Below are 14,181 nucleotides of genomic sequence, written 5' to 3'. Positions count from 1 at the left end.
ATGCAAAAAAATCATATCATAAATGTCGAAAACTCAATCAATAGTGGCCAAGTATTTCTTTGGAAAAAAATTAACAATAATTGGTATGGGGTTAATGGTCAAGATGTATTAAAAATATCTAATTTAGGAAGTGTAAAATCATATCGAAATATCAAAACAGATTTTTTTCGTAAAAGAGACAATATTGAAAAAATAATCAAATCTATTTCAAGAGACACGATTACAAAAAAAGCAGTTAAACAGTATTTAGGATTGAGGATTTTGGAACAAGATCCATTTCAATGTTTAATTTCTTTTATTGTATCATCAAATTCTAATATTCAAAAAATCAAAACCAGTTTAGAAAACATATCAGAAAAATTTGGAACCAAAGTGAGATTTGAAAATCAGGAATTTTTTTTGTTTCCTAATTCGTCAAGGCTCGCTAAAGCGTCAATAGATGACATTAAAAGTTGTGGTGTAGGATACCGTGCAAAATTTATCAAAGAGGCATCAAGTAGAGTAGCGTTAAAAGAAATTGATTTTCAATATTTAAAAAAATCTAGTTATCACCAAGCAAAAGAGGAGATTTGTAAAATTCCAGGAATTGGAAACAAAGTAGCAGATTGTGTAATGTTATTTTCTTTAAACAAACTAGAATCTTTTCCATTAGACAGATGGATGATAAGAATTTTAGAAAAATATTATTCAGAACAATTCCAACTTGAAACTAAAACAATAACAGAAAAACAGTATGATATTCTTCATGAAAAGATTGTAGAACATTTTGGAGAATATGCAGGATATGCACAACAGTTTCTCTTCAAAATGGAAAGAGAAAATTATCAGAAAAAATGGCTGTAAACCCTTAAAATGGTAATTAATTGCTAGGTTTTTGGGCCTATAGCTCAGCATGGATAGAGTGTTGGACTTCTAATCCAATGGTCAAGGGATCGAAGCCCTTTGGGCCCACTTAACAAAATTATTATTCATACCAAATTCTAAACAATTCATGAAAGATCTAGAATTTGAATTAAATTCAATGGACATACATCCAAATTCTGAAATTAAAGGAACCATTTCAGTGGCATATCCAGGAAGATATGATGGTGTTGTTGTAAATACAACAATTTTAGATTCAAATGAACACATTATTTACAAATCATACAATGGAAAAAAAATATCACAAAATGTATCCAGACTGTTTATCAATAAGGATGTCATGCCAGAACACAAAGCAGAATTTTCAGCTGAAATTAATTTTAATACAGAAAAAGAACATGAGGTTAAATTCAGAGTTTCAATTATTGAACAGCACAAAGAGATTGAAAGTAAAATAATCTTTGCAAAATATTCTAACTAGAATCTACTAACCTCTACTATTATAGAGCCAGTCATCCAAGGATGAGGTTGACAGTGATAGTGTACTTCTTGTGCTTCTGTAAACAGAAATTCGTAAGTATCTCCTGGTTTTAGAACACCTGTAGAACCAAAGTCGCCACTGTAAGCATCAGCATGCCTATGATCAGGAGTTACAGTATGAGCAGTATCATCATGATTTTGCCAAATTACCTTATTGTTAATCTCCAACAATGCTTCAGCTTTGTTTGGAACATAGTTTTCATTTCCTTCAATCACAGCACCAGGAACAATTTCAATGATTAGTTCTTTTTCAGGATGTAAGATATGTTCAGATACCGAAGGTTTTGCCAATGATTCTGGGAGATAAAAAGAAGTGTAAAATACAGTTACAGCACTCATTCCAATGATTAGTGCAATCATTCCAATACCATATGCATGACTTGATGTAGCACTCATAATTTTTTCACTCCATCAGAACCAGAATTTGAATTGGCATCAGCACCAACTCCTAAATCTGCTTGAGTTTTTGGTGCAGGTACCTCAGGTGCCAATTCTTTTGCTTCAGGTTTACTATCAGATGTTGTTTCTCCTTCAGAGAGTTGACTTTGTTCAACTGGTTCTTCTGATTCTGCAAGCATTGGCTTCTCCTCAACTACAGGAACAGGAGCTGGTGGAGGTGCATTCTTTTGCTGACTCATAGCATACCTGTAAACATGGAAGAATGCTGCAAATACTAGCAGAATTATTCCAATATAGAACAATGAGATATTCTTCATTCCAATCAAGGCTGCATTGTAAGCTGCAATGTTGAGGAATACTTGGAATGCCAAAAGTGCAACTAATAACCAATTAATCCATTTTTCAGATAGGTTAATTGTAGCTACCTTTTGTGGACCATTACTTTTTGCAAGTTTAGATTTTCTTTCAGCCTCATTTGCAAGTTTAATCATCATGTAAGTGAACCCAAATCCTAATGGTACCAACAAGATCATTGTTGAATAGAAGAACAAAGGATCAATTACCAAACGCTCTACTAATGGAACTGAAATATCTGGAGAAATATAGAATCCCCAATATGTGGTTACCATAATCTGTGCAAGACTTGTAATTCCAAATGCAGTGATAATTGGTCTATCTCTCCAAGAGAATTTCTTGTACCTGTCAATAAATGGAATAAGTACAAACGATATAATGAACAATAACGGCCACAACAATCCTGTAACAAATTTGTCATATTGTGTCCTCATGAAAGCATAGATTCCTGTAAGATACCATTCTGGAACTGTAACACCAGGCGGTACAGTAGGTTCAAACTTGAATCCCATATCAATTGGGAACACACCTCCAGTTATCAGAATAGCACCACCTATTGCCATAACCATAGGGACATCAAACACCAAGAATCTTGGGAAATGTACTGCCATTAATCCCAGCATAACAATAGGTAACAAGAATACATGTTGGGCATAGAATCTTAACACAAAGTCGGAGAATCCACTTCCCAGTGCCGCATCTCTAATCGTCGGTCCTGCAATTGGAATAGAAGTAGTTAGAGACGCTGCAATACTAATTGCAAGTTCTGCTCTTTCACTGAAAATCACATCGTATCCTGTAAAAGCTTCAAGAATTGTAACTGTTCCAAGAATGACACCGGTCATCCATAGAACTTCGTTTCTAATTTTGTATCTTCCACTAAAGTATTGATAATACATGTGAAGAACAGCTAATAGTACCATAGCGTTTGAGCCATGATAGTGAATATTTCTTATGTGAAAACCAAATGGAACTTCATCGTTAATGAATTGAACACTGTCCCAAGCTCTATCAAGAATGGGTTGATAGTAAAACATCAGCAAAGCACCTGAAACACCAAGAATAATGAAAACAATGAAGGTAAGCATGCCCAAAAATCCAAACGGACTAACAAATCTTGCAGGGAATGAAAATTTAATTGCAGTAAAGATGGTTCTGTCTACTCCATCCCATAACCAATAAAGGAATGCTACAACTCCTGTTCTTCTTTCAAGCGAAACGGCCATATCCAATTACTCCATTATCATTTGCGTTAAACTTTGGTGGCATGATAAATACAAAACCATCCGAATCAATATCCAAAGTTAATTTAGGTAAAGTGTTTGATGGCGATGCTTGTACAGATGCAGGTCCAACAAACGCAGTTCCTGTCAACGGATCATACATACTACCATGACATGGACATTCACCTCGTTTTCTACCTTCATCAGGCCAATATTTCCAAAGACACCAAAGATGCAAACAAATCATACTGTAAGCTCTTATTGCAGAAGTGTCTTTTTTTCCTCCACCTAATTCTTCAGGAAGTCTAATGAATTGCCATTTACGAAATGCTTCTGCATCAAGAGCAGCATCGCCAGTGGCAGGATAAGTGATTACTTCAGCATGATTAATTGGATATGTATTGATATTTGCTTGAGTTCCATCAGGTAAAATTACTGGAACTCTTTCAAGAGAAGCCTGATTTGGATTTGGCATAAAATTGCCAAATGGGACAAATGGAGCAAAAGCCAATCCTGTACCTGCTGCCCCTATCAATTTTAGAAAGTCTCTTCGGGATAATCCGTCAGACTTTTTTGTCCCCAGTTCTGACATTCAGCTCTCGTACTCGGCAAATTGCTTATAAACCTTGTTCAGTTACTTAGGAGGTTTTTGTCTCATGATAAAAATCAAAACAATTCCGATCGCAATTCCAATGACTATACCAATACCAATACCAAGATTAAATGGCAATTCAGATTTTGAAGTAATAGAATCAGTATTAGATTTGGTTTCATTAATTATTACAAATTTTTCATTTGTTGTAGGAATTGACATTATCTCAATTTCATTTTGAACATCATCTATTTTCATTTCTGGAGAAATGTTGGTAAATTTAGCTGACAATGTAATAGGTTCAGTTGTTGAAGAACCACCAAACAAAGTTGAATGTGTTAAAAGAGTATAAGTTCCAGTTTGGTTAATTGGAACATATAAAACTGTTGAAGTATCATCTTTGTTCTTTACAGGGAAAAAACCACCACCCTGACTAAAGATAGAGTTACCAAGCCAATCAAGAGAAGCCCATCCCATAAAATGTCCAAATACTCCAGAAGGAACATTTGTTTGAATTATTTCGCCATAAGGATTCATGACAAATACAGACAAGTTTGTGTCATTACTAATCCATGAAAGTTCTATTGCAGCTGTATTGATAGATTCATTTTGAATATCAAAATAATATTGTCTCCAATCACCTGCCATGTAACGATTAACCATATCAAATGCTCCTTTTGTGTATCCATTTCCATAAAGTACATCATCATTTTGGGTTCCTTGTATTACAATAGTAGAATCATTTTCTAGAACAGGTTGTTTAATTACAAAAGATACTGGTGCATTTACTTTATGTTTGTCACCTTGAAAAGTTAGAAATCCTTGATAAACTCCAGTTTGAAGATCATTTGGAGTAATTAATGTGACATCAACAGTAGATGAAGTTTTAGGTTTAACGGTAATTGTGTCAGATTCAGACCAGATAAGAGGCCATTTTTCTTTTTGATAATAGCTAGCAGAAATTGTATAATCCATTGATGTAGAATTTTGTTTTGTATCACCTAACCAATATGAATACCTTGTTGGTACTGGATAAACACCAATTAATGGTACTCCTTCAAATTTATCATTGGGTTCTGAAACTCTAAGTTCTTGAACTGTTCCCCATGAACCAGCTCTATTAACCATAGAAATTTCATCACTTGTAATTTTAGTATCATTATTGTTATCGAGCCAATCATAAAGATAAAGAGATGAAATTTTCAAATCATCAGCATATGTATCAGATGTTTTATTCATAAAATCATTAAAATCAAAATTCACATTTAGTACCATTAATGAAGATTCATCAGGGATGGGATTTTTGTCATTAAAAAATGTCAAAAGTTCAGTAGAATTTCCAAGTTCAGATAATTTAACATAATTTGGTATGAACGTATCAGTCTTATTTAGAATAGAATCTTGTTGCTTAGGTATAGTCGTACCATTAAACTGGGATTTTAACATCAATGACAGAGTTTCTGGCTTTACATTAATTGTTAGAGTATCATTAGTGGGATTGTCAATTGTAAAAGTTGTTGTTGTTCTATCTCCTGGAAGAAGTTGTCCTGCAAACCAGCTCGTCATAGGAAATGAGCGTGAAGACAATTGGAATTTTTCAAATCCTATCGACGTAGAATTTATTTTTTCAACTGCAGGATCAAGTATGTTTTTGATGTTATGATATGAATTATCATTGTGAACAATAAAAACTCCATTTTCTCCATTTATATAATCTAGTGCAGATTCAATGTTTGCCAAACCAGAACCTTGAGTTAGCGGATCATTATACAGATCAGTAGCTGTTGACATTAGGATGTTCTTTATAGAAAATGAATCATAGTCTTGTGACTGTTTTTTTAGTTCTTCAATTAATACAGCTGCACTTCCTGAAACAATTGGTGCGGCCATACTTGTTCCTCCAAACAAAGAGAAGGATTCATCTTTAGAATCTTTTTGTGTCTTTAGAACGTTTGAAGGAGTGAAACCATGAGCACCAATACTCATGATATCAGGTTTAGGATCTCCTATAATACCAGGTCCTCTACTTGAAAAATCAACTATATGATTTGAATGAGTTGTAGTATTTCCAAATCTAGGTTGATCTTTGAATGGACCATATCCAACAAATACATTGTTAGTAGTTGCACCCACTGAAATTCCAAGCGGAGATGCATTTGGTAATCCAATTGTCCCATAGCCATGACCTGAATTTCCAGCGCTTGAAATAATTGTGACACCAGGATAGTTATCATCTAAAGAATTTGGAGTAGTCAATACACTTAGAATTAATGATAAGATATCCATTCCAGGAGATGCATTAAAGGTTGGAAAGTTTGAAACACCCCAGCTGTTGGAAATAATATCAACTTTAGGTTTACCTGAGAATTTCCATTCTTGATCTTTATTCTCAAATCCTGCAGACCATAACCATCCATATACAGTATCACCAAACCATAATGCCTTTACAGGAAGAATTTTTGCATCAGGTGCAACGCCAGTAATAAAATGTTTTTTTGAATCATTGTAAATATCATAAGGCATTATCCCACGTGACGTAATTGATGCTGCACTTGACGTTCCATGTCCCATAAAATCAGTCATCAAACCAAAAAATTCACCATCAGGATCTAATCCAGGAAGCAATGTTCCATTAATTGCTTTTAATGAATCATCAATGTTTGTGTGATTATTTTTGATTACACCATATACATCTAGAACTTGTGCTCCAAATGTTCCTGCGCTATAATCATTTTTACCATCATCGTTTGAATCATAAACAAGGAATTCCTTTCCACTACCTAAAATGATAGGTTTTTCATCAGTGAAATCAAAATCATAGTTTGGTTTTTCTCCAGATTTTAATTCAAACCGAGTGTAATCTTCCCATGAAGTACTTAGATCAGGTATCATTGTATCATATACTCCAGGTGTAAATGAATCAACTAAGAGTACAGGTACAACTTGAATTCTTGCAAGTTGTCCTTGCAAACCACCTTGGTATATTATTCCTACATGATACACACCACTTTTTGATTTTATGTAATTTCTATTGTCTTCTCCAATTTTCATATCAATGGCTAGAGTGCCATTAAAAATTACAGAGTTTCCATATTGTGGATAAAATGAATTGTAAATTGGGATTTGACTTCCTTTGCCATCTTGAGAAACATCAAGAAATACACCATCTCGGGTAACATATGCAGAAGAGGTCATGTGTGAAGGGATTGGTTTGCTATAATTTCTTATTATTTCATTTTCATCTATATATGCAAAAAAAGTTGCATTAGTAAGAACAATTCCTTGTCCATCAGGATCAAGCATTATTGGATGATTGTTTTTGTCACGTGCAACAGAATGCTGTATATCAGGATTGGAAAAATCTACTCCAGTATCAACTATTGCTATTACAGTTCCATTACCAGACGAATTATACTTTTTTTTAGCTAGAGTTGAACCTGTGATTTCACCTATTCTAGATGCATCTTGAAATTCTTCATCCGTGTTATGAAAATCTAATTTAAAATCTTCTATTACTGTATATCCTTGGGAGATTAAATTAAATGCAGATTTTTCAGATAAGACAGATACAGAAAAAAAACCAGTGTCAGATTGAATTTGATATAGTGAATTTAATTTTTTTAAATCATGTTCAGATAGGCCATTTCCAAAAATCAAATATCTTTTGAAACCATTTTCAACAAAAAAATCTTCATCAATATCAATAATATCTGAATTAAATATTATTGATTTTTGTAGATTGTCTTCATATATTGATTCTTTAGAAATAAATCCGTATGAATTTGTTAATGTAGACGATATAAGAATAATGAAAAAGAAAATAGCCGCTTTGGGCATCAGTTAACTTTTGTAATCTGTATTATTATAACTATCTTCTTCGTGCAAGTATAGCAATTTGTAATGCAACAATAATTCCTATGGATGCAATGATTGGGAACAATAATGAATTTAGTTGCGAGGATGCTTCGCTGATAAATTCAACAGAGGTAGAAATAGTTCCAGTACTTTCATCAATTTTTTGACTTGCAGTATCAAGTGTGGACCCAAATCCAGAGATTTCAGATTTTAATGTATCAAGCTCACTTGATGTTTCATCTAAAATTGAATTTAGTTTGATTATTTGTTCTGAGATGCCTCCAAGATCTTGGCTTAGAACATTTGTTGCAGCTGAACCGTGTGAAGTAGTTCCCTGACTAAATGCAACTACATGAAATACATGAGTTCCTTCTTCGATTGGAGTATAATCTACATAGTATAATCCTTGGTGCAGTGTCTTAAAGGAATTAGATAATAAAACAGATGTGCCAGAAGGTAAATGGACATGTGTAGTACCCAATAATTCTGATGGTTCATTTCCAATTAGTAAACCATCACTAGTGGTTTGTACAAATACACGAATTGGTTGATTGATTGCTGCAGTTTCAGGAGCAAAAACCAAAGTATTTACAAATCTTTCTACAGTTACATCAAGTAATTCAGTTGATGATGAAAATTTTACATCAATTTTTTGAGATATTCCATTTTGTTCTGTACTGATTACTTCAACTGTATACGTTCCATAAGGAAAATTTGTTGATGGTTCAGGCCAAGTAAGCAATCCGTAATTAAAAGAACCATCTTTATTAGTTGTAATTTGATCAAATTTTGCAATGGTTTCATCTGGTGCAAATATTCGTATGATGAGATTTTCTTCGGGCAATCCTTTGCCATATACTTGCAAAGTATGTGCAGGTGCATAGACTTTACTATTTGTAAATAATTCAAGTCCTTCTGAATAAGAATTTGGAATATTTACAAACAAAAGAATAATTAAAATAGAAAACAATATTCTATATTTCATTTTAATTAATGACTCATGTTCTCCTAGATATTACTTCTGGAAAAATTGTCTATAACTTACGTTAGGTAGTATTCAAAAAAAAGAAAAAAAGGATAATGTGAACTAGTTTACGCTTACAGTTGTACTGACTGGTGGTGATAATGCCGTTGGATTATCTACAGATTCCCATACAAATGCAGTTGCTGTGTAAGTTCCTGCTTGTGTTGGAATCCATGATAATGCTGGGCTGAATGATTGACCAGCAGATAGTGAACCTGTAATCCATGCTAGTGAGACTGTAACACCGTTACCATCTTGGATCTGTACCAAGTATGCGAATGATTGCTCTCTATCCTGACCATTTGCTAAGTCAGCACTGATTTGCACCTGTTGGTCAACAGAAACAGCATCTAAGCTGTTACCGAAGGCATCAACTGTTCTCAAGTTAGCAGCTGGTGCTCTCTCGAGAGGTGGTACAACAGTACCAATTAGTGAAGTGGCAGTGATATCAAGTTCATCTGCAGTTGTGTACGGATCTGGTAATGTATTGTCCTCATATTCTGCGGTGACAGTGTCACCTTCTGCGACTCTGAGTCTGTGACCAGATGATTCGTCAGAGACTGTAAAGAATACAGTACCTTCGAAGATTCCGGTTGCCTCATTAGTCTCAGTTACAGTAAGGTCAATACCTCCGGCATCGGAGTCAGACCACACATCGACATCGAAGTTGTCGACTGCTTCTGGATTTAAGTTCATGTCTGGATCAATTACTCTTACAACACCTGTTCCGCTAGCTGGATAGCTTGCTTCTAACCATTGTACCTCACCAATATTCCATCTGATAAGTGCTGAACCGACTACAGTTTCATCCTCTGAGAATTCAAAGGAGACTGTAATACCGTCATCATCATCAGTTGGTAGCAGTCCATCAGTTGGACCACTGCCGTCACTGGAAATTGAGCCGGATGCATCGCCTGTAGTACCATCGCCATCTGCATCATGTGCTGTAAATCCTGTGAGGATTACTTCACCTGTGAAGATGCCTGTGTCAGTTCCAGTTTCGACGAGTTTGTAGTTGTCAAGATTGAATCCTCTTGTGGAGACCTTTATTGGGTCTTCAGAAGTGTTTCCAATTTCATCAACTAGATCACCGTCAAAGTTGTGATCTGGAGCGACTATGGTAATGTAGACTTTGTCAGTCCATGAGTATACTTTTTGGTCAAGTTCGACAGTTGCACCGAAGTTAGAAGTGAACAATGTAATGTTTACATCTTCATCTTCATCACCTACATAATCTGAACCGGATGGACCCCAATCGGTGTACTCTAAGATAATTTCTTCACCTCTTTCGAGTTTATCATTACTTAGAGCATCAGGAATCTCGATAACAACCTGGAAGATACCAGTGCTGTCACCTGTTTCTCTGAAGGCGTCGGGTTCTGGGTCAAATGCAGTTGCACCTACACCAAGGTTACCCATGGTTGTGGTAGCAGCATCAGAGTCCCATTCAATTAAGTCCAAGTCATAGGTCTCAGCACTATCATTGTCAAGATCAAGGTCTGGCTCAATGAGTGTTAAGATCATGTCGGAACCGATAATGTATACGGATTTGTCGGATTGCAATACACCGTTTCTTAGGTCAAATGTAGCAGAATCAGTTACAGTGTTAATGTCACCAGAAGCATCAGCTGGATCAGTGTATTCTACTTGGAGAATATCTCCTTGTAGGATACAGTAATCACCAGTTGTTGCGGCAACATCAAATCTGGATGTTTCTGTTGTTGTGCTAGTACCAATAATGTTCTCAAACACAGTGGTTGGAGGACAGGTTGTACTTGCTGGACCATCAGTGTATCTTACGGTTAGATCTAATTCGTAAATTCCTGCATCTGGTGCAATCTCATCGATTGGACCAAATTGTCTGGCAGCTTTTGGTGCATTATCGGCGACATCAATTGGGCCGTCGAGTTCTGCTGGGCCACCAGCATAACCGAGTACAACTTCGCTAGAACCTCTAATTACAGAGATTTTAACTGGGCCATAGCCGGCTGTGGAGTTTGCGGCAATAGAATCTTCACCAGCTGGGTTAACGTCAAAGTCTGGATCATTTACTCTTAAGTGGACAATTAGATCACCGCTAACAAGGAATTCTCCTGCATCAAGTGTAGTATCAGTATCTACTCCAGTTCCTGTTTGGTGTACTGGGAATACTGATCTATTTGATGGAGTTTCAGTTGTACCTGCAGCAAAGTTATCTGGAATACCAAATGGTACTGGATAAACAGTTCTGTCAAGGCTTACTGAACCTGTGTTTGCGCGTACACCTGCTGAATCACCGACTTCGATGATTTCACCAGATGCGTCTCTGTAGTCTACGTAGTTGACTTCAATGTCGAGTCCAGTTACAGATTCTTTTGCTGAAGCTGGGACATCAGTTGTACCATCACTTCTACACCAATTGGATGGAATCTGGAAATCTCCGAGGAATTTTCCAGAATCTTTGCTTGTCTCTACCAGAGTAAATCCAGTAGCGGCAAGACCATCATCACCATCAGCGTTACATGTTGTACCGGTATTAGTCCATTTGAGATCATCGAATGTGATATCAAGGAGTCTACCTTGAGAACCAAATGAAAGGGTCTCTTGTGCAGTTGGTACATCTGAACCAACTTGATCATTATCAACATCACCAACGTCTATGACGGTAGTGTAAATATCAATAAGATCAGAGTCTACGTTAAGATCTAAGTCTTCTAGAGTAATAATTACAGTGTCAGCTATCTTGTAAGAGTCTTGATTGAAAGATACAACACCAGAGTGACTTGGAGCTTCTTCTTGATCAGATATTGGAGTTACTACACCATCTGCACCTAAGTCATTGTATGACAATCTAGGTGAATCTTCGTCAGTCAAATCTTCAATCACAATGAATGAAGGATCGTCTGCGATTGGTGAAATACCTGCAAATGTGTTAACATCAATAATATTGAGTTGGTTTACCATGATATACTCAAGTGAACCTTCAAATGTACTGGTGTTATCACCTGTTTCTTCAGCTTCAACTCTGATGATTTGGTGTGCAATCCTTTCGGATGCTTGTACACCATCATCTGTGAAACCGAATGAGAAGAAGTCAGCAACAATAGCCTCTTTTTCATCAATACCGTTAACACCAAGGCCTGAACCAGAAACATCATTGAATTCAATTAAGAGTCCAAGTTTCTGATCAGCGGCATCTCCAGTATTAGCAAACAACTGATCATCTGAACCGTCTAATGAAACGTAACCTTGACCTGTACCATTTGCTACAAGTACGATTGCGTTATTTCCGGTTGAATTTAGTTGCCAGTTGCTAGAGGAATCAAGAATTGTACTGGTTTGGTTAAGTAAGTAAATACTTACTCTATCTGTTCCAAATGATTCAACGTTATAGTTGAAAAAGTTGAAAATAGCGCCAGTGCTATCTGCTTGAGAGATAGTTTTTTGTAATTCTTCTAATGTTGTGTCTAAGTCAACTACAGCTAAACCAACTTGAGCAGTAGTATTTGCTGTTTGTGTAGTAATCAGTCTTTGACTGAATGTATCCACTAAAGCACTACTTACTGTTTGGTTACCAGCAGTAAAATTCAACACGGCTGAACTTAAACTACCTGCAGTTCCAACATCAGCATTACCTGTTGCTGAAATTGCACCTTTGTTCAAAGTTCCGTTGAATATACTTACTCTGTATCCATCACTGCCATTAGCGGCTTCACCAATTGTAAATGGATCACCGGTCTTTAAGGCAGGAACAAGTGTGATTTCTGTGTTGTCTAAATCTAAGTCTTCATCAACTCTGCTGTTTTTGTTTTGATCACTGTCAACGATGATTACTGGAATCTCTTCACCAGAGCTCCATTCATCATCTGTTGGCTGGATGTCAATTGTTGCAAAGCCGAATCCTACAAGAACAGTTACTGGTGTTTCATTATAATCAACGGATGCGGAGGTTCCCCTCTTTGCATTTGTTGTTATTTGTAATACTGATACATCTGATTCATCATATGTACCAAATACACCACTGTTTGGACCTTGTTCGGTGATTGTTACAGGAACTGAACCTAAACCTAAGGCAGCTGTTTGAGCTAAAATACCAAATGCAGTTGCATTGTTACTTGTAGCTGCAGTTGTTCCTCTGGTTGCATTCAAGTTATCAAGGATAGAATCATCGTTATCTTGAATGGTGAGTACAGGGTTAGTTGAACCTTGTACGTTAGGATTAACTAGAAGTCTACAGTTATCTTCACACATAAGTGAGGATACTGAAGAATCTATGTTAATTGCGGTACCACCGCTTGCTCCGTTTTCATCGAATACTTGGTAGTGAGCACCTCTACTTGTTGCATTAGTGCTAACTGTACCAAATGTCCAAGAGTCTTCATCAGTTGGGTCAATGTTTAACCATAAGTCAGTAATTGTTGCATGAATTTGTGCGCCTTTTGGATATATAGCTCTGTCTAATTCTGCACCAGCAAATTGATCAACAGTATCAAAGGTTAATGTGGTTGATTGAGCACCACCACCTTTGTTGTACTGTACGACAACATTACCAGTTGGATTTAGAGGATAGAGTTGTATAAATGGCCACATATCAGTACTAGCAAGACCAATTTGGCCTGTGCTAACAGCTGAATTGGTGTTTGGATCTTTTGCTTCTCTAACAACGTTTGCAGTGCCATTGGCATCACCAGTAGTTGCAGTAGTACATGTTGCTGTAAGTGCAGCACCAGTAGAAGTTCCATTAGAACCACCTACATCGTTATTTGGTACTGCGATACCTGAAGTATCGTCAACATTGAAACCTATTGCGGTATTGGTTGCTGCGCCTGTTGCACATAATGTACCGAAGTCTAAACCAGAACCACTAATGGTTGTGGTAGAATCTGCGATACTTGCCATTGTTCTGTCTGCAAAGTATCCATACCAGTTACCGTCAACACCTTGAACCATTCTCAGGATCTTTCCGTTGACTGTAACATCGGGTTCACCTTTTGCTTCATCTGTATCATTGATATCAGAATCAATTATGACTACCTCAATTACTTGAGGACCTGACATGTAATTGTCAAACTGTGAGTTTTCTGCGGAAACAAATAGGTTAGCGTTGGCTGCAAATGCAGCTGGCATTACACCAGGTGCTGCAAATGTTAAACCACCGGCTAACATAATTGTCATTAATGTAAGACTAGTTATTTTACGTCCTATTTCGTTATTCATGTTATTGACATTTTTCTTAAAAATTAGTATAAAAGCCTAATGGACGAATTGTCCACAATTACTTATTTTTTTAGAATTTTTTTAGATAATTGTAAATTTTGATATAATTTCTATATTATATGTATATAATTATTACA

8 protein-coding genes and 1 tRNA gene are annotated in these 14,181 nt (G+C 36.1%); 3 read left to right on the top strand and 6 right to left on the bottom strand.

All coding sequences use genetic code 11. The features are described from left to right. The 3 genes from K5781_RS05570 (at window position 1) to K5781_RS05560 (ending at window position 1,342) form a co-directional block, all read left to right on the top strand. A complete protein-coding gene (locus K5781_RS05570) occupies window positions 1-843 on the top strand; it encodes a DNA glycosylase (protein ID WP_297441617.1) in 843 nt (280 codons plus the stop codon). Window positions 844-876: 33 nt separating this feature from the next. Beyond that, a tRNA-Arg gene (locus K5781_RS05565) sits at window positions 877-951 on the top strand. Between the two features lie 40 nt (window positions 952-991). After that, window positions 992-1,342, top strand: coding sequence for a hypothetical protein (locus tag K5781_RS05560; protein ID WP_297441615.1), 351 nt, complete (start codon window positions 992-994; stop codon window positions 1,340-1,342). Here the strand turns inward: K5781_RS05560 and K5781_RS05555 are convergent. From K5781_RS05555 to K5781_RS05530, 6 genes are all read right to left on the bottom strand, one after another. Further along, window positions 1,339-1,797 (bottom strand): plastocyanin/azurin family copper-binding protein, encoded by a 459-nt coding sequence (locus K5781_RS05555; protein ID WP_297441613.1) that lies wholly within the window; start codon window positions 1,795-1,797, stop codon window positions 1,339-1,341. The genes K5781_RS05560 and K5781_RS05555 overlap by 4 nt on opposite strands. Further along, window positions 1,794-3,380 carry a cytochrome b N-terminal domain-containing protein gene (locus K5781_RS05550; protein ID WP_297441611.1) on the bottom strand — a complete coding sequence of 529 codons (1,587 nt, stop codon included), beginning with the start codon at window positions 3,378-3,380 and terminating at the stop codon, window positions 1,794-1,796. The genes K5781_RS05555 and K5781_RS05550 overlap by 4 nt, the downstream gene beginning before the upstream one ends. Further along, complete coding sequence (locus K5781_RS05545) at window positions 3,364-3,969, bottom strand: twin-arginine translocation signal domain-containing protein (protein WP_297441609.1); 606 nt, start codon at window positions 3,967-3,969, stop codon at window positions 3,364-3,366. Before K5781_RS05545 ends, K5781_RS05550 begins: the two co-directional genes overlap by 17 nt. Window positions 3,970-4,011: 42 nt before the next feature. After that, window positions 4,012-7,806, bottom strand: a complete 3,795-nt coding sequence (locus K5781_RS05540; RefSeq protein ID WP_297441607.1) for a S8 family serine peptidase — start codon at window positions 7,804-7,806, stop codon at window positions 4,012-4,014. Between the two features lie 31 nt (window positions 7,807-7,837). Beyond that, window positions 7,838-8,809, bottom strand: coding sequence for a methyl-accepting chemotaxis protein (locus K5781_RS05535; RefSeq protein ID WP_297441605.1), 972 nt, complete (start codon window positions 8,807-8,809; stop codon window positions 7,838-7,840). A gap of 102 nt (window positions 8,810-8,911) precedes the next feature. Continuing rightward, a complete protein-coding gene (locus tag K5781_RS05530; protein WP_297441603.1) occupies window positions 8,912-14,044 on the bottom strand; it encodes a hypothetical protein in 5,133 nt (1,710 codons plus the stop codon). Between the last annotated feature and the right edge of the window lie 137 nt (window positions 14,045-14,181).

Source organism: Nitrosopumilus sp. (assembly GCF_025699255.1).
Lineage (GTDB): Archaea > Thermoproteota > Nitrososphaeria > Nitrososphaerales > Nitrosopumilaceae > Nitrosopumilus.
The sequence above is the reverse complement of the archived record's forward strand: the minus strand, read 5'-3'. Positions and strand labels throughout refer to the sequence as shown.

Bases quoted from the DNA above. Each gene is read 5' to 3' on its own strand.
- K5781_RS05570 (WP_297441617.1), top strand. From the start codon at position 1: ATGCAAAAAAATCATATCATAAATGTCGAAAACTCAATCAATAGTGGC.
- K5781_RS05555 (WP_297441613.1), bottom strand. From the start codon at position 1,797: ATGAGTGCTACATCAAGTCATGCATATGGTATTGGAATGATTGCACTA.
- K5781_RS05545 (WP_297441609.1), bottom strand. From the start codon at position 3,969: ATGTCAGAACTGGGGACAAAAAAGTCTGACGGATTATCCCGAAGAGAC.
- K5781_RS05550 (WP_297441611.1), bottom strand. From the start codon at position 3,380: ATGGCCGTTTCGCTTGAAAGAAGAACAGGAGTTGTAGCATTCCTTTAT.
- K5781_RS05530 (WP_297441603.1), bottom strand. From the start codon at position 14,044: ATGAATAACGAAATAGGACGTAAAATAACTAGTCTTACATTAATGACA.
- K5781_RS05560 (WP_297441615.1), top strand. From the start codon at position 992: ATGAAAGATCTAGAATTTGAATTAAATTCAATGGACATACATCCAAAT.
- K5781_RS05535 (WP_297441605.1), bottom strand. From the start codon at position 8,809: ATGAAATATAGAATATTGTTTTCTATTTTAATTATTCTTTTGTTTGTA.
- K5781_RS05540 (WP_297441607.1), bottom strand. From the start codon at position 7,806: ATGCCCAAAGCGGCTATTTTCTTTTTCATTATTCTTATATCGTCTACA.